At 71.9% G+C, this 20,721-nt stretch carries 18 protein-coding genes; 9 read left to right on the top strand and 9 right to left on the bottom strand.

Annotation, left to right across the window (positions count from 1 at the left end; all coding sequences use genetic code 11):
* The first annotated feature begins 443 nt into the window (after positions 1 to 443).
* The 3 genes from AB0I88_RS34340 (at position 444) to AB0I88_RS34330 (ending at position 4,762) form a co-directional block, all read left to right on the top strand.
* Entirely contained in the window at positions 444 to 1,409 is a 966-nt protein-coding gene (locus AB0I88_RS34340) for a hypothetical protein (RefSeq protein WP_361034464.1), read from the top strand.
* 219 nt (positions 1,410 to 1,628) lie between these two features.
* Positions 1,629 to 2,246, top strand: a complete 618-nt coding sequence (trmB, locus tag AB0I88_RS34335) for a tRNA (guanosine(46)-N7)-methyltransferase TrmB (protein ID WP_361034461.1) — start codon at positions 1,629 to 1,631, stop codon at positions 2,244 to 2,246.
* 566 nt (positions 2,247 to 2,812) lie between these two features.
* Positions 2,813 to 4,762 carry an ATP-binding protein gene (locus tag AB0I88_RS34330; RefSeq protein WP_361034458.1) on the top strand — a complete coding sequence of 650 codons (1,950 nt, stop codon included), beginning with the start codon at positions 2,813 to 2,815 and terminating at the stop codon, positions 4,760 to 4,762.
* On the opposite strand, the gene AB0I88_RS34325 is transcribed toward AB0I88_RS34330, so the two are convergent.
* From AB0I88_RS34325 to AB0I88_RS34315, 3 genes are all read right to left on the bottom strand, one after another.
* Positions 4,759 to 5,385 carry a hypothetical protein gene (locus AB0I88_RS34325; RefSeq protein WP_361034455.1) on the bottom strand — a complete coding sequence of 209 codons (627 nt, stop codon included), beginning with the start codon at positions 5,383 to 5,385 and terminating at the stop codon, positions 4,759 to 4,761. The genes AB0I88_RS34330 and AB0I88_RS34325 overlap by 4 nt on opposite strands.
* Positions 5,386 to 5,413: 28 nt before the next feature.
* A complete protein-coding gene (ggt, locus tag AB0I88_RS34320; protein WP_361034452.1) occupies positions 5,414 to 7,210 on the bottom strand; it encodes a gamma-glutamyltransferase in 1,797 nt (598 codons plus the stop codon).
* A gap of 163 nt (positions 7,211 to 7,373) precedes the next feature.
* Positions 7,374 to 8,888: an alpha/beta hydrolase gene (locus AB0I88_RS34315; protein ID WP_361034449.1), complete on the bottom strand. Its 1,515-nt coding sequence runs from the start codon at positions 8,886 to 8,888 to the stop codon at positions 7,374 to 7,376.
* 148 nt (positions 8,889 to 9,036) lie between these two features.
* On the opposite strand from AB0I88_RS34315, the gene AB0I88_RS34310 reads away from it, so the two are divergent.
* Complete coding sequence (locus tag AB0I88_RS34310) at positions 9,037 to 10,119, top strand: PQQ-dependent sugar dehydrogenase (protein WP_361034446.1); 1,083 nt, start codon at positions 9,037 to 9,039, stop codon at positions 10,117 to 10,119.
* A 4-nt stretch (positions 10,120 to 10,123) separates the two neighbouring features.
* Here the strand turns inward: AB0I88_RS34310 and AB0I88_RS34305 are convergent, their stop codons facing one another.
* From AB0I88_RS34305 to AB0I88_RS34290, 4 genes are all read right to left on the bottom strand, one after another.
* Positions 10,124 to 10,375 (bottom strand): hypothetical protein, encoded by a 252-nt coding sequence (locus tag AB0I88_RS34305; RefSeq protein WP_361034443.1) that lies wholly within the window; start codon positions 10,373 to 10,375, stop codon positions 10,124 to 10,126.
* Between the two features lie 89 nt (positions 10,376 to 10,464).
* Positions 10,465 to 10,698, bottom strand: coding sequence for a hypothetical protein (locus tag AB0I88_RS34300; protein WP_361034440.1), 234 nt, complete (start codon positions 10,696 to 10,698; stop codon positions 10,465 to 10,467).
* Between the two features lie 13 nt (positions 10,699 to 10,711).
* Positions 10,712 to 12,367 (bottom strand): sodium:solute symporter family protein, encoded by a 1,656-nt coding sequence (locus tag AB0I88_RS34295; RefSeq protein ID WP_361034437.1) that lies wholly within the window; start codon positions 12,365 to 12,367, stop codon positions 10,712 to 10,714.
* Positions 12,368 to 12,410: 43 nt separating this feature from the next.
* Complete coding sequence (locus tag AB0I88_RS34290; RefSeq protein ID WP_361034434.1) at positions 12,411 to 13,079, bottom strand: HAD family phosphatase; 669 nt, start codon at positions 13,077 to 13,079, stop codon at positions 12,411 to 12,413.
* Positions 13,080 to 13,297: 218 nt separating this feature from the next.
* On the opposite strand from AB0I88_RS34290, the gene AB0I88_RS34285 reads away from it, so the two are divergent.
* On the top strand, positions 13,298 to 14,380 hold the full coding sequence (locus AB0I88_RS34285; protein ID WP_361034431.1) for a glycosyltransferase: 1,083 nt from the start codon (positions 13,298 to 13,300) through the stop codon (positions 14,378 to 14,380).
* A 60-nt stretch (positions 14,381 to 14,440) separates the two neighbouring features.
* On the opposite strand, the gene fgd is transcribed toward AB0I88_RS34285, so the two are convergent.
* Both fgd and AB0I88_RS34275 read right to left on the bottom strand, forming a co-directional pair.
* Positions 14,441 to 15,439 carry a glucose-6-phosphate dehydrogenase (coenzyme-F420) gene (fgd, locus tag AB0I88_RS34280; RefSeq protein WP_361034428.1) on the bottom strand — a complete coding sequence of 333 codons (999 nt, stop codon included), beginning with the start codon at positions 15,437 to 15,439 and terminating at the stop codon, positions 14,441 to 14,443.
* Positions 15,440 to 15,595: 156 nt separating this feature from the next.
* The gene (locus AB0I88_RS34275) at positions 15,596 to 17,407 is read right to left on the bottom strand and encodes a sigma-70 family RNA polymerase sigma factor (RefSeq protein WP_361034425.1); all 1,812 of its coding nucleotides are present in this window, start codon (positions 17,405 to 17,407) and stop codon (positions 15,596 to 15,598) included.
* Between the two features lie 79 nt (positions 17,408 to 17,486).
* Between AB0I88_RS34275 and AB0I88_RS34270 the strand changes: the two genes are divergently transcribed.
* The 4 genes from AB0I88_RS34270 (at position 17,487) to AB0I88_RS34255 (ending at position 20,646) form a co-directional block, all read left to right on the top strand.
* On the top strand, positions 17,487 to 17,933 hold the full coding sequence (locus tag AB0I88_RS34270) for an ATP-binding protein (RefSeq protein ID WP_361034422.1): 447 nt from the start codon (positions 17,487 to 17,489) through the stop codon (positions 17,931 to 17,933).
* A gap of 114 nt (positions 17,934 to 18,047) precedes the next feature.
* Positions 18,048 to 19,187, top strand: a complete 1,140-nt coding sequence (locus AB0I88_RS34265; RefSeq protein ID WP_361034419.1) for a PP2C family protein-serine/threonine phosphatase — start codon at positions 18,048 to 18,050, stop codon at positions 19,185 to 19,187.
* A gap of 90 nt (positions 19,188 to 19,277) precedes the next feature.
* The gene (locus tag AB0I88_RS34260; RefSeq protein WP_361034416.1) at positions 19,278 to 19,751 is read left to right on the top strand and encodes a MarR family transcriptional regulator; all 474 of its coding nucleotides are present in this window, start codon (positions 19,278 to 19,280) and stop codon (positions 19,749 to 19,751) included.
* Positions 19,752 to 19,767: 16 nt separating this feature from the next.
* Positions 19,768 to 20,646 (top strand): LLM class flavin-dependent oxidoreductase, encoded by an 879-nt coding sequence (locus AB0I88_RS34255; protein WP_361034413.1) that lies wholly within the window; start codon positions 19,768 to 19,770, stop codon positions 20,644 to 20,646.
* Positions 20,647 to 20,721: the final 75 nt, after the last annotated feature.

Raw genomic sequence — 20,721 nt, 5'->3', positions numbered from 1 at the left:
GCTGGACGGCACGCACGTAGGGCTCTGCCTGGTCGCTCGGGAGTGTCCCAGCGGTGGCCGGGGCGCCCAGTCGGTGCGCTGGGGGCGCCCGCCAGCGGGGGCGAGCGATTCGGCCAGCAGGGTCGACACTGGCAGCCAGCCGGGGTCCGCGTGCCGCCTCTCCCGCACACGGGCTCCGGCTCGTCACGACGCTCGCCCGCGTGCCGCCTCTCCAGCACACGGGCCCCGGCTCGTCACGGTGTGCGCCGTCGCTTCTCCACGGCCGATGGCCGATATCCGCTATATCGGATAGGCCAGACCTTCGGTGGCCGCAGGGCCGCCCGAAACGGCGACATTTTTCCGGGTATCAGCGCGGGAACAGCTTAGGAGCAGGCCGGTTGCGACGATTACCCCTGATGTAAGCGGAACGGGCAGGGCAGCGGGACCTCGGGGGGCGTTCGGCCATGAAGAAGATCGATAGCGTGGCGCTGGCGGCAGTGATCGGACTGGGCGGCTCGCTCCTGCAGGTGGCAGCCGCGGAGGCGGCACCCGCGTTGCCTAGCCTGGTCGCCTACGTGCGGGGTGGCGACGTCTACGTCAGCAAGGGCGCCGCCGAGAAGCGGCTCACCACCGGCGGCGGTCACGCCCGGCCCCGCTGGTCGCCGAACGGGCAGCAGATCGCCTACCTCAAAGGCGGCCGACTGTGGACCATGAAGGCCGACGGGACCGGGCAGCGACGGCTCACCACCCGTCCCGCGGCCGGGCCGTCCTGGTCGCCGGACGGCAGGTGGATCGCGTTCGCCTCGCTGTCGTGCACCGGAGGGCCGGGCGTGTACCGGATCTCGACCGGGACGGCCGCCACCCGGCCGGAGGTGCTGTTCCCGCGTGACTGCCGCGGCGAGGACCTGCCGGAAGAGCCGACCGCCACCGCGCAGGCCACCGGCTCCCTGAACGACCGGCTCCGCACCGACGACGCGGTCGCCTGGTCCCCCGACGGGACCCGGGTCGCCTTCCGTGGCGGTGACTGCGAATCGGTCTACGACGCCTGCCTCACCGTCGGCACGGTCGCCACCGGCGGGGAGAAGACGGTCGCCGCCTACGGTGGTGGCAGCCTCCAGAACAGCGGATTCGCGGTCGTTCCCAGTTGGCGTTCGGACGGCGCGAAACTGTCCTGGACCGCATACCAGGAAGGGGAGACCGCCGCCGACAGCAAGCCGGTCCACGTCATCGAGTACGACACCGCCACCGGCGCCAAGCGCGCCGTCGGCAGCCCCATGGACCGCGAACTCTCCTATGTCGACGCCACCCGCGCGGTCATCACCAGCCAGAACAACGGCGGTTCCTGGGTCACCCTTCTCGGCCTGGCCTCCGGCGCCCGCACCCCGTTCCGCTCCGGCTCACAGCCCAGCGTCCAGCCACTGCCCCGCTGAAACCCATGGACCGGCGGGTCAGCCCGGAACGGCCTCGCGTGATGGAGTCGCGCCTGGGTCGCGGAGGTGGCGGGACGGGGCGGATTCTTCGGGGGCGGCGCAGCCCGTACCGGAGATTTCGTTCTGCGGGGGTCGGGGTTTTATCGTGGGGCCGCCATGAGTGAGACCGGGACCGACGCAGCCAGGCCGATTCGCACTTTTCATCCGCGCCGTGGGCGGATGAGCAGCCGTCACGCTGACGCGCATGCCGCGTTGTGGCCGCGGCTCGGGATGACCGTCGAGGACGGTGACCGGACGCCGCTGGATCTCGTGGCGCTGTTCGGGCGGGAGGCGCCCGTGGTGCTGGAGATCGGGTTCGGGATGGGGGACGCCACCGCGGCCATGGCGGCGGCCGATCCGGGGCGCGGTTATCTCGGGGTCGAGGTGCACACGCCGGGCGTCGGGAACCTGTTGGCGCTCACCCGTGATCTGGGGTTGACCAATGTCCGGGTGGCGTGCGGCGACGCCATGCAGCTGGTGCACCGGATCGCGCCGGGGGCGCTGGACGCGGTGCATGTGTTCTTCCCCGATCCGTGGCCCAAGGCGCGGCATCACAAGCGGCGGCTGGTTCAGCCGGCGAACGTCGCGCTGCTTCGCGAACGGCTGCGGCCGGGTGGGGTGTTCCACTGCGCCACCGACTGGCCGGACTACGCGGTGGCCATGGCGGAGACCCTGGACGCGGATCCGGGATTGCGCCGCCTCGCGGCTGTGCCGCACGGGCGGCCGGAGACCAAGTTCGAGAGGCGCGGCGCCATTGCGGGCCGGCCGATCACCGATCTTCGGTACGAGCGGGGCTGAGCCTGCCGGGCGGCGGGTCGGCGTGATGGTTTGCCGGTTTTAACCCTTTCGTGCATCTACGCTGAGGGTGGAGGTCGGCCATGCGGCGAGATGTCCCCGGCGGCGCCGGGCGGTCCGGAAGGGCGCATGCGGCGGAAGCCGCGGCACTCGCGCGCCCGGCCGACCCTCACGGGGCGCGCCCGGCCGAGCCACCATCGGTCGCGCCCCGGGCAGCGCGTCCGGCGGTCCCCGGTGAGGGACGGCCGGGTGTGCCGATCGGGGGGTCGGCCGCCGGTGAGCAATCCGCCTCGCCGGCGGCCGCTGACCAGCCCGGGATCACACCGGATGGATCGCGGCGAGACGGGCAGGCGGGCACGGGCCGGGCCGGGCCGACATCGGACGGGCTGCGACGGGACGGGCCGGCGGGCACGGGCCCGGCCGCAACGACATCGGACGGGCTGTGGCGGGACGGGCCGGCGGCCGGTGGTGGGCGGGGTGCGGCGGCCAACGGGAGCCGGGCCGAGTTCTTTCGGGCCACGCTGCACCGAGGGGTGCTGACCAGCGGTTCCGCCGATCAGCTGGCGGCTTTGACGGCACGGGCGGCGAAGGCGCCGAGCGCCTGCATCCAGTTCATCGAGGGGGCGCGGCTGCGTCTGTACGGCAGTTGGGGCGTCTCGATGGAATGGGACGACATCACCGACACCGGGCTGGAGAACTCGCTCGGCGGGATCGTGGTCCGGGCCGGCGAGCCTCTCGTCGTCGAGGACGCCGCCGTGGACGAGCGCGTGCCGGCCGGGGTGGCCCGCCGGCACAACGGCGCCTACCTGGGCTATCCGGTGCATGACCGGCTCGGGCTGGTGCTCGGGGTGTGCTGCGCCTACGACCAGCAGCCGCGCCGGTGGACGCCGGAGCAGATGACGGCGGTGGCGGAGGCGGCCGAGGTGGCGACGCTGCTGATCGGCGAGCAGCTGGCCCGGTACGAGCTGGAGCAGCAACACCGGTTCCTGGACGCGGTGCTGGACAGCCTGCACGACGGGGTGACCGCGTGTGACGCCGGGGGCCGGGTGGTGTTCGCGAACGAACGGATGCGCAGCCTCTGGGGTGACTCACCGTTCGAGGACGTCGCCGGGCTGGCCGACGCCTCCGGTGAGCCGCTGCGCCGGGAGGACCTGGGGCTGTTCCGGGCGCTGCGCGGCGAACGGGTCCGCGACGCGCAGATAGCCGCGCAGGGACGCAGCCGCCGGACCCGGTACTTCCTGATGGACGCGCAACCGATCCACGGCCTGGACGGGCGGGTGCTCGGGGCGGTGCAGGCGGTGCAGGACGTGACCCGGCAGCGGCGGGCCGAACGGTTCCGCAGCTGCGAGCTGGCGGTGACGACGGCACTCGCGGAGGCGCCGAGCATCGAGGCGGCCGGCCCACGCGTGCTGGAGGCGGTGGTCGCCACCCTGGACTGGGTGCACGCCGAGCTGTGGATGGTCGACGACGGCACGATCCGGGCGGCGGCCCGGTGGAGCACGCCGGGCTGGCCGTCCGGGATCCCGGTGCCGGAGCGGCTCGCGTACGGGCAGGGCCTGGCCGGCCGCGCCTGGCAGGTGGACAAGCCGCTGTGGATCCGGGACGTGGGCCGCCCGCAGAGCCTGATCTCGCCGGACACCTCGGCGGACCGGCTGCACACCGCCCTGGCCATCCCGGTGCACGACGGGACGGGGCCGATCGGGGTGCTGACGGTGTTCGCCGACGCGGTGGAGGATCCGGAGGACGAGCTGGTCGCGTTGATGTCGGGGATCGCCGCGCATCTGGGACAGTTCGTGGAGCGGCGCCGGGTGGAGGATCTGCAACGGCAGCTGACCCGGAGCAAGAACGAGTATCTGGCGCTGATCGGGCACGAGCTGCGGACCCCGTTGACGTCGATCAGCGCGTACACCGAGCTGCTGCGGGAGGCCGACGAGCCGACCCTGGTACGGGACGGGCCGCGCCTAATCGAGGTGATCGAGCGGAACACCAACCAGCTGCGGGAGATCATCAACGAGCTGCTGGAGCTGTCGGCGCTGGACGCGGGGCATGCGGACGTACGGCGTACCCCGATGGATCTGGCCGCCGTCGTGCGTGAGGTGGTCGACCGGGCCCGTGCCGCGATCGACGGCGCCCCCGTGGTGATCGACGCCGATCTGTCGGGTGAGCTGATCGTGCCGGGCGACCGGGACCGGCTGCGGCACATCGTGGAGAACCTGCTGGGCAGCGCGGTCCGGTTCAGCCCGGACGGCGGCCACGTGGCGGTGTCGCTGCGCAGTACCGGGCGGGCCGCCGAGCTGGCCGTGTCGGATTCGGGCGCCGACGTGCCGTGGGCCGAGCGGGAGCAGATGTTCACCGGCCACTTCCGGACGTCGCGGGGGCACGACCGTACGCTGCCGGGCAGTGGTCTGGGTCTGACGCTGAGCCGGGCAGTGGTGGAGAAGCACCACGGCAGCATCGAGCTGACCGGCGGCGACGCGGGCACCACCGTGCTGGTCCGGCTGCCGTTGGAGACGCCCTAATCGGTGGGGCGGCCGCGGCGCTCGATCTCGCGCAGCACCTCCGGGTCCCACTCCTCCGCTTTCCAGTCGTCGCTGGTGACCAGGGATGGCCGGCCGGCCGGGATCGGCATGTCGAGCAGCCGCCGGACCCGGCCGCGGGTCAGCCGCACACCGGCGATCAGCACGATCAGCCCGCCGAACCGCAGCCCGGTGTTGCCGTGGTCGACGTAGACGGGGAGCACGTAGCTCAGGGTGATCATCAGCAGGGCGAGGAACAGGCTGGTGTAGCCCGCGACACCGGGACCGGCGTCGGTGACCCGGTGCGCGCTGATGATCCAGACGACGGTGGAGACGACCAGCCCGATCAGGCAGACCAGCGCCACGAAGCCGCCGATCATGGCGAGGATCACGAGGAAGCCCATCGCGCCGACGCCGTCCGGGTCGGTGGCGCCGTCGACCAGCGCCTGCGCCCCGGCCACGGCCAGGACCGTGGTGGCCACCGCGCACACCATGTAGATCACGGCGAAACGGATGACCCGGCGGCCGGCCGTCGCGAACGTCTCCAGCTGCCCCTCGTCGACCCGGCCGCATCGGTGCTCGCCGCCGTCCAGAGGCGGCGGCGAGCCGCACTTCTCACAGAACATGGGGTCGATCTTCCCCGATGCCCGTTCGTCAGCGCTTCGGGTGGACCACCGCGGCAGCGCCGCCGCCCCGGCGGACCGGTTCGGCGGTGGCGATGAAGCCGCCACCGCGGGTGAACTCGATGGCCGTGGCCGCCCCGAGCTCGGCGACGTCGGCGGCGAACGTGTGGCCCAGCGGGCTGAGCGCCGCAGCGTACCGGGTGCGGAACGCGGCCTCGGCCTGGATGCCGGCGCTGTTGCGCTGCGAGCCGCGCGGCGCGGCCATCGCCTCCGGCAGGGTCATGCCCAGGTCGATCCGGTTGACCAGCATCTGCAGCACGGTGGTGATGATGGTCGCGCCGCCGGGCGAGCCGAGCGCGAGGAACGGTTTGCCGTCCTTCAGGACGATCGTCGGTGCCATCGAGCTGCGCGGGCGCTTGCCCGGACCGGGCAGGTTGGGGTCGGGCGCGGCGCCCTGGGTGGGCGCGAAGTTGAAGTCGGTCAGCTCGTTGTTGAGGATGAAGCCCCGGCCCGGTACGACCATGGTGTTGCCGCCGGTCGCCTCGATGGTGAAGGTGTATTCGACGATGTTGCCCCAGCGGTCGGCGACGGTCAGGTTGGTGGTGCTCTGCCCCTGTTCGACGGCCCCTCCCGCGGTGGCGGTGGCGCAGCCGGAGCCGTTCAGGTCGCCCGGCAGGACCGGCTTGGTGAGAGCCCGGGTGCGGTCGATCTCACAGGCCCGCTGTTCGGCCCACCGGTCCGAGATCAGCCTCCTCAGGACCGCCCGGTCGGTGTCCGCCCCGACGTACCGGTTCCGGTCGGCGAAGGCGAGCGCCGACGCCTCCAGGTAGTAGTGCAGTCTGTCGGTGGCGGTCGCCGAGGTGGGCAGCCCGGCCTCGATGATGTTGAGCGCCTCGCTGACGGCGGTGCCGCCGCTGGACGGCGTGGACATGCCGTAGACGGTGAACCCGCGGTAGTCGGAGCGGGTCGGGGCCGGGAAGCGCAGCCGGTAGCCGGCCAGGTCGGCCTTGGTGAGAACGCCGGGCCGGATCGGGTACGCCCAGGTGCCCCACGGGTCGGCCGCGACCGGCGGGTGCTGGACGGTCCGCACGATGTCGTCGGCGACCGCGCCCCGGTAGAGGACGTCGGCGCCCTTCTCGGCGATCAGCCGGTACGTGGCCGCCAGGTCGGGGTTGCGCTGGATCGTGCCGACCGCCGGCGGCGCCCCGCCCGGCAGGTAGAGCGCCCGGCTGGAGGTGAACCGGCCGAACGCCGCGGCGTTGTCGGCGACCTGCTGGCGGAACGTGGCGTCGACCTCGAAGCCCTGCTCGGCGACCCGGGCGGCGGGGCGCAACGACGCCGACAGCGAGCGGGTGCCCCAGCGGTCCAGCGCCTCCTCCCAGGTGGCCAGGGTGCCGGGCGTGCCCGCGGAGAGCCCGCTGACCCGGGCCTCGTTGAAGTCGTACGGCAGCCCGTCCGCCGGGTCGATGAAGTACTTCTCGGTGGCGGTGGACGGCGCGGTCTCCCGCCCGTCGATCGTCGAGACGGTCCGTTTCCGGGCGTCGTAGTGGACGAAGAAGCCGCCGCCGCCGATGCCGGCCGAGAACGGCTCGGTGACGCCGAGCGTGGCGGCGGCGGCGACCGCGGCGTCGACCGCGTTGCCGCCGCGCCGCAGCACGTCGAGGCCGACCGCGGTGGCGGTGGCGTCGACGGTGGCGACCGCGCCGCCGTAGCCGACGGCGGTGGGCGTCTTGACCGGCGTCGCACCACCTGCCTGGGCCGGTGGGGACGTGACCACGAACCCCAGGGTGGTCAGGGACAGCGCTGTCAGCGCGGGCAGGATCCGCATCGGTCCTCCAGATTGGACAACGTCGGCCATCTATTCCTGCCTACCGGGGATCGGCTTCGGGCACAACAGATCAGCTCAGGAGGATCATTCAGAACGGATGAGGCCACGGCACTGAGCTGCGGCCCCTGCAACTCGATGTGGGTTCTGAATGACCCTCCACCCCTCATCCGACACCGAACGGTTTCGGCTCGATCGCCGGGCAGGACGCGCCGGACGCGGGCATGGTCAGCCCGATCAGGTAACGATCGACCGCGCCGCTGACGCACGGGCTGTGCGTGTACGCCACATGCCCCCACCCCTGGTAGGTGAGCAGCCGGGCGACCGGGCCGAGTTGCCGGGTGACCTGCTGCGCCCAGACGTACGCGGTGGCCGGGTCGTAGCGGGAGTTGACCACGAGCACCGGCCCGGTGGCGGGCGGGATCGGCCGTTGCGGGTTGACCGGGGCGGTGCGGCCGAGGCAGCCGGTCATCGCGGTGAGCGCGAGCGGCGACACGCGCATCTGCGGCGCCCGTACGGCGAGCGCGCGCATCCGGGCCTGGTAGCCGGTGAAGTCGTTCACCGGCAGCGACCAGTCCTGGCACATGACGGCCCCGAAACTGTGCGGGGTGAGGTCGGTGGACTCCAGGACGGGTGAGCGGGGCGCGGGCGCGGGTGTGGACGGTCGCGGCTCGTACGCCTCTTTCAGGTAGTGGGCGAACGAGTACCACTGCGGGTCGTAGAACGCGCTGAACGCCGCGGAGACGAGTTGCCAGACGCCGATCCGGCTCGGCGGGTCGTACGGGTCGATCAGCTGTCCGGCCGTGGCCCGCCGCATCAGCACGGCCCAGATCTGTTTGATGTCGCGGCCGCGCAGCACGCACCTGCTGTCCCGGGCGCACCAGGACACGAACTGGTCGAAGGCGGCCTGCACGGCTTCCGCGGTCTGGGTGAGGAAGGCGTCCACCCCGGCGCTGTGGTCCATCACGCTGTCCAGCACCAGGGCGCGCAGCCGTTCCGGGTAGCGCTCGGCGTAGAGCAGGCCGATCAGGCTGCCGTAGGAGGCGCCGTAGAAGCTGACCCGTTGCTCGCCGAGGGCGATCCGGACGGCCTCCATGTCGCGGACCACGCTGATCGTGTCGGCGTGCCGGTAGACCGCGCCGCTGCGGGCGGCGCAGTCGGCGGCCAGCCGGCGGTTGTAGTCGCCGGCCCGCTGGAAGTCGGCCTCGGTGTGGAACAGCGGCACCGGTTTCTGGTCGACGAGGTTCTGGTCGCAGAGGATCGGTGCGCTGCGGCCGGCGCCGCGCGGGTCGATGCCGACGATGTCGAAGCGGCGGCGCACGTCGGCGCCGAAGTATTCGTGGTCGAGGGCCATGTTGACGGCCGAGACGCCGGGGCCGCCCGGATTGACGACGAGTGTCCCGAGCCGGGCGGCGCGGTCGCCGGCCGGGCGGCGGGCCAGGGTGATGTCGAGGCCGGGGCCGAGCGGCGCGGACCAGTCGAGCGGGACCCGCATGGTGCCGCACTGCACCTTCTCGTCTTCGGGGCAGGGTTCCCAGGCGATCGGCGACAGCGGGGCGAGGAGGTGGATCCGGGGCGGCGCGCTCAGTGCCCGGTCCGCGCGGGCCGGTGGTGGGGCGTACCCCAGAAGGGTCGTGAGGGTGAGGATCGCGGCCGTGACCGGCCGTGTCAAAGCTCGCAAAACCCAGACTCCGCCCTGCGCGGCCCCGGCACCGCGCGGCCCCATCTTCGGCCGGATCGACCCGGCCGATCCGGCAAACACCGTCATTTACCGCAGATAGGTCACATGTCGGCGAGCCGTCGCGGGCTCGGCGTGGCAGGGTTGAGGAATGGCATTGATCCGTCGTGCCCTCGCGGCGAGCAGCGTTGCCGTTCTGACCGCCTGCTCCTCCGGCGGGGAGGCGGCTCCACCCACGGTGGCGCCGGTGCCGGCCGTCTCGGGAGCCCCGGCGCCGTCGGTGACCGCACCGAGGACGCCCGATCTCGGCAGGCCGGAGACCGTCGCCACCGGCCTGGACGTGCCGTGGGGTCTGGCGTTCCTGCCGGACGGCAGCGCCCTGGTGGCCGAGCGCGACAGCGGCCGCATCCTGCGGGTGGAGCCGGGCCGCGAGCCCACCGAGCTGCGGCGGCTCGCGGCGGTCGACGCCGGCGGTGAGGGTGGCCTGCTCGGGCTCGCGGTCAAGGACGACTGGGTGTATGCGTATTACACGGCCGCCGACGACAACCGGATCGCCCGGTTCAAACGGTCCGGCGGCGAGCCGGAGGTGATCTTCGACGGGATCGCGAAGGCGGGCAACCACAACGGCGGGCGGATCGCGTTCGGCCCGGACGGGATGCTCTACGTCGGCACCGGGGACGCGGGTGAGCGTTCCCGCTCACAGGACCGCGACGACCCGGCCGGCAAGATCCTGCGGCTCACTCCGGAGGGCGACCCGGCGCCCGGCAACCCGTGGTCCGGCTCGCCGGTCTGGAGCCTGGGCCACCGCAACGTGCAGGGCCTGGCCTGGGACTCACGCGGCCGGATGTACGGCATCGAGTTCGGGCAGAACCAGTGGGACGAGGTCAACCTCATCGAGGCCGGGAAGAACTACGGCTGGCCCGAGGTGGAGGGCCGCGGCGGCGACGACCGGTTCGCGAACCCGATCGTCCAGTGGGGCACGGACGACGCCTCGCCGAGCGGAGCGGCCGTCGCCGGCGACACCCTCTACGTCGCCGCGCTGAGAGGCGAACGACTGTGGACGGTGCCGCTCGGCGGCGGCTCGACGAAGGCGGAGTTCACCGGGAAGTACGGCCGCTTGCGTACGGTCGCCGCGGCGCCCGACGGTTCGCTGTGGTTGACCACCTCGAACACCGACGGCCGCGGCGACACACGTGACGGGGACGACCGGATTCTGCGCTTTCCGGCCCGCTGAACGGTCAGCGGACCGGGGGCAATGACGGCAGCGCCGAGATCGCGGTGGCGTACTGGGCGATCTGCCGGTTGTTGGGGACCACGCCGTAAACCCGGAGCTGGTCCTCGATGGCCCGCTTGACGGTGTCCTCGGACTGGCCGCGATGCGTCTGCATCACCTTGTTGACGACGTAATCGACACGGAGTTGCACCTGCCAGCCCACCGGCCGGCGGCTCGCCGAACCGGCGAGGCTGCTTATTGAGGCGAGGGGTTCCATGCCCGGGTTATCGGACGCACGGGTATCCGTCTTGAAGATATGGGGACCCCGTACACCGGGACCGCAACCCGGGCACACCTTCCCCGCCATCAGGCCTCGCGGTCGTCGTCCGCCTCCAGCGGGGGCGGCGGGTTCAGCCGCAGCCACAGCAGCATCAGCAGGCCGAAGACCAGCATGCCGAGACCCATCCACAGATTGATCCGTACGCCCTGCGCCTTCTCCAGCTCGGAAGGGCCGTCGAAGACCCCGATCAGGGTGACGATCACCCCGTAGAGCACGAACAGGCCGCCGATCACCCGTCGTACGTCGAAGAGTCTTGCCATCGTTCGTGCCTCCTCACCAGACCGGGATGTACAGGACGACCGCCAGGACGACCGCGATCACGCCGAGCAGCACCGGGTTGCGCCACCACACCCGGTCCTCGACGATGTCGCCGGCGGCCGTGCCGTAGACCAGGCCGCGCAGTTCGTCGTCGCTCTTGCCCGGGGTGAACGGGGTGATCAGCGCGGCCACCACGACCGCCGTCACGAAGGCCAGGCCGGCACCCCAGAAGCTCTGCTCCAGGTCGGAGTTGAAGTGCAGCACCTCGGTCAGGTGCAGGATGTAGAGCGTGAACGCGGCCAGGAAGCCGAGCAGCAGCGACCAGAACCCGGCCCACGCCGACATCCGCTTCCAGAACATGCCGACGATGAAAGTGGCGAAAAGGGGCGCATTGAACAATGAGAACAAAGCCTGAATATAGTTCATGATGTTGTCGAAACCGGCCGCGATGAACGCCGTGCCGATACCGACCACGATCCCGCCGACCGTGGCGATCCGGCCCACCCGCACGTAGTAGGCGTCGTCCCGGCCCTTCCGGACGTACGTCTGCCAGATGTCGTAGGTGAAGACCGTGTTGAAGCCGCTCACGTTCGCCGCCATGCCGGCCATGAACGACGCCACCAGGCCGGTCACCGCCACCCCGAGCACCCCGTTGGGCAGCAGGTCCCGCATCAGCAGCGGAATCGCGTAGTTGTACGCCTTCCCGCTCGCCTCGTCACCCAGCCCCTGCACGGTGACCAGGGCGATCAGGCCGGGAATCACGGTGACGGCCGGGATCAACAGCTTCGGGAAGGCGCCGATGATCGGGGTACGCCGGGCCGCGCTCATGTCCTTGGCGCTCAGCGCCCGCTGCACCTCGGCGAAGTTCGTCGTCCAGTAACCGAACGACAGCACGAACCCGAGCCCGAAGACGATGCCGATCCAGCTCGCGCCCAGCGGGTTCTCCGTGCCGCCGGTGTTCGACCAGGTGTGCAGGCCGGCCTCGCCGAGCGGGGTCTGCCGAACCTTCTCGAACAGGCCGTCGATGCCGCCGACCTTGACCAGTCCGATGATCGTGATCGGCAGCAGGCCCGCGATGATCACGAAGAACTGGAGCACCTCGTTGTAGATGGCCGAGGACAGCCCGCCGAGCGTGATGTAGGCCAGCACGATGAAGGCCCCGATCACGATCGACGTCCAGAGCGGCCAGCCGAGCAGTGCCTGGAGGATCAGCGCGAGAGCGAAGAGGTTGACGCCGGCGATCAGCACCTGCGCCACCGCGAAACTGACCGCGTTGAACAGGTGGGTCGGCCGGTTGAAGCGCAACCGGAGGAACTCGGGGACGCTGCGCACCTTGGAGCCGTAGTAGAACGGCATCATCACGATGCCGAGGAACACCATGGCCGGCACCGCGCCGATCCAGTAGTAGTGCAGCGTCATGAGGCCGTACTGGGCGCCGTTCGCGGCCATGCCGACGATCTCCAGAGCGCCCAGGTTGGCCGAGATGAAGGCCAGACCGGTCACCCAGGCGGGCATCGACCGGCCGGAGAGGAAGAAGTCCGCGCTGGTGCGGATCGCCCGCCGGGCCGCGAACCCGACCCCCAGCACGGTGACGAAATAGACCGCCAGAATCAGATAGTCGACGACACCCACGTCGAGTCGAAGTCCGGCCACGGGCCACCTCCTGCGCATGTGGCCCGCGGACTACCCGGATCGATGAACTTTCACACCCTCGTCACAGGGCGGCAATCGCCTCCGGCGTCACCTCGGTGATCGACCCGACCACCAGACGTGCTCCGGCCAGCGCGTCCTCAGCCGGCGGATAGACGCCGTGCGGGACGGCGATCACGGTGAGCCCGGCCGCCACGGCCGAACGCAGACCGTTGCTGGAGTCCTCCACGGCGGCGCAGACCTCCGGGGTGAGGCCAAGCTTGCCGACCGCGGTGAGATAGACGTCCGGCGCCGGCTTGCCACGCGGCACCTCCTCGGTGGACAGGGTCACCTCGAAGGCCCCGGTCAGCCCGGCGGTCTCCAGCACCTGGTCGATCAGGATCCGCGCCGAGGAACTGGCCAGGGCGAGCCGGTAGCGGGCGCCGAGCGCCCGGACCGTCTCCACGGATCCGGGAATCAACGGCAGGGCTTGCCGGTAACGCGCGGCCATCCGGTCCAAGACGTCCACGGCGACCTCGGCGGCGGTACGCGGAACGCCCACCTCGTCGGCCAGGTGCGCCGACCACTCCCCGGTGCTCATACCCATCATCCGGTCCTGACTGTCCGGCAGGAACTCCCGTCCGTGCTCGGCCACGTAGCCGCGCCGGACCTCCTCCCAGACCCCCTCGGTGTCGATGATGACCCCGTCCAAGTCGAAGACGACCGCCTGAATGCCGTTCGAAACCCCTGTCACATCGATCACCCTACCCCGCCCCTCCTGTACGCACGGTCACCATCCCGCGACACCGGAGCCGGATCGGCCCGGGCAGATGATCACCATCAACCGATAGGCCGGGGTGCAGGCGGGTTGCCGCCGGGTAGCTTCGAGCACATCCTTGACGCCGAGCAGGGGAGCCGTCCCGCATGCCGATGCCGAATCCCCCGATGTCACCCTCCGTAAGCGTCGTTGTTGTGGGCGTCTCCGTGGAGCGGCTCGTGCCGCTGCTCGGCGCGCTACCGCCGGTGCACGAGGTGATCGTGGTGGCCGGGCCCGGCGAGGACATGGTCCCCGGGCTGCCCCGGGCCGCCCGGACGATCCGCCAGACCCGGTCCGGGCCGGGCAACGCGCTCGCCTGCGGGGTCGCGGCGGCCACCGGCGACGTGATCGTGACGCTACCCGGCGACGGTTCGGCCGACCCGGCCGAGCTGCCCCGCCTGGTCGAGGCGCTGCGTGCCGGCGCCGACGTCGCGGAAGGCGCCCGCACCCCGGCCCGGTACGCCGACCTGATCGTGCTCTGGTTCATGAGCATCCTGCTCGGCTGCCGCCCGTCCGACCCCGGCTCCGGTTTCCGGGCGTTCCGGCGCGACCGGGCCGGCCGGCTGGGCCTGCCCCGGGTGGCCGGCACCGACCCGGCGACCGGCGACGGCCCGGACGGCGAACCGCTGCTCACCATCCGGGCCCGGGCGGCCGGTCTGCGCGTGACCGAGGTGCCCGTCGCCCGCCCGCCCGGCTTCGCGGGGACACCGCTGCTCACCGGGCTGTCCGCGGTGATCCGGGAGTTCCTGGCCCGCCGCCGTGCCGCGCGGACCGCCACGGCGGAGAGCATCGTGGTGCTCACCGGCGGACCGGCCAGCCCGGCGCCGCCGCCGATCATGGTGGGCCCGGAGTTGAACGCCGCCCGGCGCCCCACCATCGACCGGCTGCCCCACACCACGGACCCGCTGCGCTGGCCGGCGCCGAACCCGGCCGCCGCCGAGCATCTCAACCATCCGAACAGCTCCGGCCTCGGTTTTCCGGACCGGCGCCGCGGGGAACGCCGCGGCCCGGACCGCCGCCGCAACGACACGTCCGTCGACCGCCGGATCGGGCCCGGCCCGCTGCCACCGCCCGCCCGCCCGGCCGGGGAGGTCCCGACCCGGCGGCGCTGGCGGGACAACCAGGGCGGCGCCGACACCGCCGGGCGGCTGCGCCCGCAGGGTCGCCCCAACCTGCGCGTCATCAACGGCGAGGGCGGCGGCTCCGGAGGCGGCCGCGGCCACCTCCGCTCGGTGTGACGATCCGCCCCGAGCACGTAGTCGCGGCAGGATCCGCTCGGGGTGACGGACCGCCCGGTCTCAGCCCCGGGCGCGCAGTTGCGGCAGGATCTGCTCGGAGTAGAGCCGCAGGAACCGCTCCTGGTCCGGGCCGGGCGCGTGGAACACCAGGTGTTTGAAGCCCATGTCCAGGTACTCGGCGACCTTCGCGGCGTGCTCGGCCGGATCGGACGAGACGATCCAGCGGGTCGCGGTCCGCTCGACCGGCAGGGCGTCGGCGAGCCGCTGCATCTCGACCGGGTCCTCGACGCCGGTCTTCTCCTCCGGGGAGAGCGCCAGCGCACCCCAGTAGTGGGTGTCGTTGCGGGCCCGCTCGATGTCGTCGTCGAAGGAGACCTTGACCTCGATCAGCAGATCCAGGTCGTCGATCTTGCGACCGGCCTTCTCGGCGCCTTCGGTGACGGCCGGCAGCAGCGTGTCGGTGTAGAGGGCGTGGCCCTTGCCGCTGGTGGTGATGAACCCGTCCGCGATCCGCCCGGCCAGCCGGGTGGCGGCCGGCCCGGAGGCGCCGATGTAGATCGGCACCGGGGTCTCCGGCTTGTCGTAGATGGTGGCGTTCTCCGTCTTGTAGAACTGGCCCTCGTAGGTGACCCGGTCCTCGGCCCACAGCTTCTGGATGAGCAGGACCGCCTCCTTGAGCCGGGCGAACCGCTCCTTGCCGTCCGGCCACCGGGTGCCGAGCAGCACCTCGTTGAGCGACTCGCCGGAACCGACGCCGAGGATCGCGCGGCCCGGAGCCAGGCAGCCGAGGGTGGCGAAGGCCTGCGCCACCACGGCCGGGTGGTAACGGAACGTCGGCGTGAGCACGCTGGTGCCGATCAGCACCCGCTCGGTACGCGCCGCGAGCGCCCCCAGCCAGGGCAGAGCCGCCGGAGCGTGGCCGCCGTCGTGCCGCCACGGTTGCAGATGATCGCTGACGAAGACCGAGTCGAACCCGAGCTCCTCCGCCAGAATGCCGTACTTGAGCAGCTCAGCCGGCGCGAACTGCTCCGCCGACGCCTTGTAGCCGAAGCGAATCATCATCGAAGCCTAACCGCGGTGGCCCCCGTGGTCCGGCCGGCTCTCAGCGCTGTCCCACGGGCTGTGGGACAGCGCTCGGAGCCGGCCCGGCCGTCCCTCGGCGTTGTCCCACACACCGCGAGAGAACACTGAGAGCCGGCCGGGTTCTGGGGCCGGTCATCCGGCGGCGCGGTATGCCTTCCCCGCCGCGGTGGGGCTGTCGCCGTCGGTGTAGAGCCCGAAATCGACGCTGTCACCGACGGCCGGCAGACCGAACCAGGCGTACCGCTCGACGTACCGCCGCTTCTCCAGGCCCGCGGTGGCGCCCCGGATGAACCGGACCTTCTGCGCGTCACTGGGGTAGCGCGGCGAGCCGCCGAAGTTGATCAGGCCGAACTCGGTGATCCAGACCGGCTTCCCGTACCGCTTGTGGACGGCGTCGACGTAACCGAGGAACTGGTTCACCGACGCGGCGCTGAAGTCGGAGCCGTACCAGTGCAGGGCGATCGCGTCGACCCGCAACCCCTTGGCCTCGGCGCCGGTCAGGAACCGGTCGAGCCAGCCGCCGGCCTTGTCGCCGCCGAACGCCACCGCCGGGCTGACCAGTCTCATCCCGGTCGCCTCCAGTTCGGGCCAGGCGGCCAGCGCGGCCTCGACGGTCATGTTGGACTGCTCGGCCAGATCCGGCTCGTTGAAGCCGAGCAGCACGTCGCCCTCGGACTTCGCCTGTCTCAGGGTGGCGTCGGTGACGTTCGCGGCACCCCAGATCATCGGCACGAACTCGACGCCGGCCGGGCCGGGCACCTGGTCGTCGTTCGGCCCCCAGTCGTAGTACCAGCCCGCGCCGACGTCCTTGAGCGCCCCCTTCGACCCGGCGAACCGCCACACGGCGGCGCCCTTCTTGGCCGATCGCACGGCGGGCACGGCGGTCACCTTCCGCGACGGCGACGGCGCCTTCGTGGTGGGCGCGGCCGACGGGGAGAACGACGGTGACGGGGCGGGCGCGGCCGGCGTCGTGGAGACCCCGGGCGCGGCGACGACCGCCGCGGGGGTGGGCGGCTTCGCCGGTTCCCGGTACGCGTACGCAAGCGCGCCCCCGCCCGTCACCAGTCCGGCGGCGAGCACCCCCACCAGCGCTTTCTGGGCCACGGCGCCGCCGACCTTCACCGCCGCCGTCGCGTTCGTGGCGGGCGTACCCGTACCGGTAAGGGTGTTGATCTGGATCTTGCCGAAGGCGGAGCCGAGGCCGGCCGGCAGCGGCACCAGCGCCATGCCCGCCAGGAGCCGCTCGGCCTCGACCAGGTTCTGCCAGGCGGGCGCGCACTGACGGCAGTCGCGGGTGTGCCGGGCGATGCGCTTGCGCCAGAGCGCGTTCGGACGCCCGTCCCAGCCGGTGAGCGTGGCGGACAGCTCCGGGCAGCGGGGTGGGTGCAGCGCCCGGACCACCGCGCGGGCGGTCTCCAGCTGGCCCTTCATCCGCTGGATCCGGACCGCGGCGTGCTGGCGGCCCAGACCGGTGGCGTCGACGATCTCGTCGCGGGTGAGTTCGCCGGAGGCCTCCAGCCACCACAGCGAGAGCAGCTCCCGGTTCTCCTCGTCCAGCCAGCGGGTGGCCTCGGCGGTCTCCCGGCGCTGGCCGGACAGTTCGAGCCGGGTGATCGCCAGGTCGGTGAAGTCGGCGCCCGGGTCGCGCAGCTCCGGATCGAGCTCGACGGCCGGCGGCCGGCCCCGGAAACGTTCCCGCACCTGGCGCACGGTGATCGCGACCAGCCACGAGCGGAACGCCGCCGGGTCGCGCAGCTCGCCGAGATTGCGCAGCACCCGGATCATGACCTCCTGCACCACGTCGTCGACGTCGGCGTGCCCCTCCAGGGCCCGGCCCACGATGGTGTAGACCAGCGGCAGATAACCGGAGACCAGACGGTCGACCGCGGCCGGATCGCCCGCGCGCGCGGCCGCCACGATCGCGATGCCGGGTTGTCGTGTCATGTCAGTTCCTGCCCTCCTGGCACGGTCGCACCGGTGAGGGAGACGGGCGCGGGGTCCATGGATAACACGTTTCCGCGCGGTGATCACCGTCCGGCCGTGGTTAACCGGACGGCGGATCGGGCACAGGGACGCCATGCGAATGTCGGTCCGGCTCAATCTGCCCCGCGAGGTGGACAGTGTTCCGGCCGTACGCAGGCTGTTGCGTTGCGCCCTGACGATCCTGCGAGTGGATCGCCAGGCCGGCACGGATCTGGAGATCGCCCTCACCGAGGCGTGCGCCAACGTGGTGAAGCACGCCTCCGGGGCGGAGAGTTTCGAGGTGCGCCTCGACGTGGGTCAGGATCGGTGCTCCATCGATGTCGTCGACGACGGCACCGGTTTCGATCCCGTGGCGGACACCGCTGTCTCACCCATGAGCGAGCGGGGCCGTGGCTTGTTCCTGATCCGGGCGCTGGGCGAGAACGTTCGCATGCAGTCGAGCCCGCGTACCGGAAGCCTGATCCATTTCGAGAAGTCCTTCGCCTGAGCAACGAGGTCGCGCCGGACCACCTGAGGAGGGGTGGCTCCGGCGCGAATTGCTTGCCGTATAACAAATACCTGTCGTTGTGCCCGGCCGACGTGACGTGGAGAGGAGTCCGGCATGTCCGATCAACCGGCGCCCCTCGGATCGGTGCTGCGAGCCGCTCCGCCCGACCGGCTGCCCGAGGTGGCCGCCGAGCACCTGCGCCGCCATTTCGCCGCCGACACCGTCGAGGTGCTGCTCCCCGACCTCACCTTCACCCGGCTGCACCCGCTGCTCGGCCAGGAGGACCGGCCCGACGCCGCGGCCTTCCGCTGCTTCGGCAGCCAGCGCCCCGGCGCCGAACGGGTCAACGGCGGACCGGTCCGCCTGTACCTGCCGCTGAGCTGCTGGGGTGAACGCCTCGGGGTGCTCCGCGTCGACCTGCCCGACCACCTCGACGACGACCTCCGCGAACGGCTCGACGCCGACGCCGACGACCTCGCCACCGCGTTGCGCGCCGTCGCCACCACCACCGACCGCTACCGGCGGGCCCAGCGGCGGGCCCGGCTCACCATGGCCGCCGAACTCCAGTGGGACCTGCTGCCCGGACGGTCGCTCGGCGACGACCGGTTCCTCATCGCGGGGCAACTGGAACCGGCGTACGACGTCCGCGGCGACCACTTCGACTGGGCCGTCGAGGGCGACAAGCTGACCGTCACGGTCCTCAACGGCTGCGGCGACGGGATGGAAGCCGCCCTGCTCACCTCGCTGGCGGTCAACGCCATGCGCAACGCCCGCCGGTGCGGCGCCGACATCATCGAGCAGGCCGAGCTGGCCTCCGACGCGGTGCACTCCCGGTACGGCGGCGCCCTGCACGCCGCCACCCTGCTCCTGGAGATCGACCTGGTCGGCGGCGGGGTGGCCGCGGTCGACGCCGGCTCGCCGCACTGCCTGATCGCCCGCAACGGTGAGACCGAGAAGGTCCCGCTCGAGGAGCAACTGCCGCTCGGCATGTTCGCCGAGGCGCACTACGAGATCCAGCGTTTCCGGCTGGAGCCGGGCGACCGGATGCTCGTGATCAGCGACGGCGTGCACGCCGCCGCGCCCGGCGGGCTCCCCCACTACGGCGAGTCGGCCCTGTTCAGCACGATTCGCCGGACACGGTTGCAGCCCGCCACCGAGGCGGTGGGTACGGTGATGAGGGGCCTGCGCGACTATCACGCCGGTGCCGAGCCGGAGGACGACGCCGTGACCGTCTGCCTGGATTGGCGACGCTGATACTTTCTCGGCTTCGAGGGTTTGAACGCTCCCCCGGCGGGAATACGTGTAGGTTCACGGGTCCGCGACCGGCGATGACGGGGAAACGGAATGGATCACGCCACCGAGGTCGCCGCGGCTGTCGAGTCGTCGGCGGAGTCGCTGGTCGCCGTCCTCGAACGAGCCCGGCTGGCCCAGCAGCCCACCGTCCCGCCCGCCCAACTGCGGGTCCTCACCATCATCGCCGACAACCGGCACACCAACATGAGCCGGCTCGCCGAGGCCCTCGATGTGGTGCCGTCCTCCGCGAGCCGCCTCTGCGACCGGCTGGAGGCCACCGGCCTGCTGCGCCGGGTCGCCGACCCGCGGGACCGTCGCGAGGTGCGGCTGCTGCTCACCTCCGCGGCCCGGCGTCTGCTGACCGACCTGCGAGAGCGCCGGCAGGCCGCACTGGCCGAGGTGCTGCAACGGATGCCCGCGGCCGCCCGGGAGGACCTGCTGAGCGCCCTCCGGGCGTTCGAGACGGCGGCCGCCGAGACGTCCCGCCCGGAGGAGCGACCGGGAGCCACCCGGCAGACCGCCTAGGTTTTAGGCTTCGGCCATGCGAATCGGCATCGTCATCCTTCCCGACCGGCGCTGGGCCGACGCGAGCCGGCGCTGGCGGCTCGCCGAGGAGTTCGGCTTCGACCACGCGTGGACGTACGACCACCTCGGCTGGCGGGACCTGGCCGACGGCCCGTGGTTCGACGCCGTGCCGACCCTGACCGCGGCCGCGACGGTCACCTCCCGGATCCGTCTCGGGACCTATGTCGCCTCGCCGAACTTCCGCCACCCGGTGCACTTCGCCCGGGAGGTCACCGCCCTGGACGACATCTCCGGGGGACGGCTCGTCCTGGGTCTGGGCGCCGGCGGCACCGGCTTCGACTCGGCGGTGCTCGGCGCTCCGGAACTCACCCCGCGCGCCCGGGTGGACCGTTTCACCGAATTCCTGGAACTCCTCGACGGCATCCTGCGACAGCCGTCGACCACCTGGTCCGGTTCCTGGTATTCGGCGGTCGGTGCGCGCAACCATCCGGGCCCGGTGCAGCAGCCGCGGCCGCCGTTCGTGGTCGCCGCCAACGGCCCGCGGGCCCTGCGTCTCGCCGCCCGTCACGGCGACGGCTGGGTCACGACCGGCCCGCAGGTGGACAGCGCCGAGGAATGGTGGCGTGCGGTGACCGAGATCCGGGACCGTTTCCACGCGACCCTGGAGGCCGCCGGCCGTCCGCTGGACTCGGTGGACCGTTACCTGAACCTGGACTCGTCCCCGGTCTACTCGATGAGCAGCGTGGACGCCTTCACCGACGCGGCCGGCCGGGCCGGGGAGCTGGGATTCACCGACGTGATCACGCATTGGCCCCGGGAGTCCAGCTGGTACGCGGGCGACGAGAAGGTGCTGGAGGCGGTGGCCGCCGAGCTGCCCCGTCTCACTGATCGGTAAAACGCCGCCCCATTCGGACAGATTGCGTTTCGCCGAAGATCGAGTGGGATTTATCACGATCGCCGGCGGGCGGTC

Source organism: Actinoplanes sp. NPDC049802, assembly GCF_040656595.1.
Taxonomy (GTDB): domain Bacteria; phylum Actinomycetota; class Actinomycetes; order Mycobacteriales; family Micromonosporaceae; genus Actinoplanes.
This window is presented reverse-complemented; position numbering and strand designations above follow the sequence as displayed.

Coding starts and splice junctions, on each gene's coding strand:
- AB0I88_RS34300 (WP_361034440.1), bottom strand. CDS start 10,698: ATGGCAAGACTCTTCGACGTACGACGGGTGATCGGCGGCCTGTTCGTG.
- AB0I88_RS34265 (WP_361034419.1), top strand. CDS start 18,048: ATGTCCGATCAACCGGCGCCCCTCGGATCGGTGCTGCGAGCCGCTCCG.
- AB0I88_RS34295 (WP_361034437.1), bottom strand. CDS start 12,367: ATGCGCAGGAGGTGGCCCGTGGCCGGACTTCGACTCGACGTGGGTGTC.
- AB0I88_RS34275 (WP_361034425.1), bottom strand. CDS start 17,407: ATGACACGACAACCCGGCATCGCGATCGTGGCGGCCGCGCGCGCGGGC.
- AB0I88_RS34310 (WP_361034446.1), top strand. CDS start 9,037: ATGGCATTGATCCGTCGTGCCCTCGCGGCGAGCAGCGTTGCCGTTCTG.
- ggt (WP_361034452.1), bottom strand. CDS start 7,210: ATGCGGATCCTGCCCGCGCTGACAGCGCTGTCCCTGACCACCCTGGGG.
- AB0I88_RS34325 (WP_361034455.1), bottom strand. CDS start 5,385: ATGTTCTGTGAGAAGTGCGGCTCGCCGCCGCCTCTGGACGGCGGCGAG.
- AB0I88_RS34255 (WP_361034413.1), top strand. CDS start 19,768: ATGCGAATCGGCATCGTCATCCTTCCCGACCGGCGCTGGGCCGACGCG.
- fgd (WP_361034428.1), bottom strand. CDS start 15,439: ATGATTCGCTTCGGCTACAAGGCGTCGGCGGAGCAGTTCGCGCCGGCT.
- AB0I88_RS34305 (WP_361034443.1), bottom strand. CDS start 10,375: ATGGAACCCCTCGCCTCAATAAGCAGCCTCGCCGGTTCGGCGAGCCGC.
- AB0I88_RS34340 (WP_361034464.1), top strand. CDS start 444: ATGAAGAAGATCGATAGCGTGGCGCTGGCGGCAGTGATCGGACTGGGC.
- trmB (WP_361034461.1), top strand. CDS start 1,629: ATGAGCAGCCGTCACGCTGACGCGCATGCCGCGTTGTGGCCGCGGCTC.
- AB0I88_RS34260 (WP_361034416.1), top strand. CDS start 19,278: ATGGATCACGCCACCGAGGTCGCCGCGGCTGTCGAGTCGTCGGCGGAG.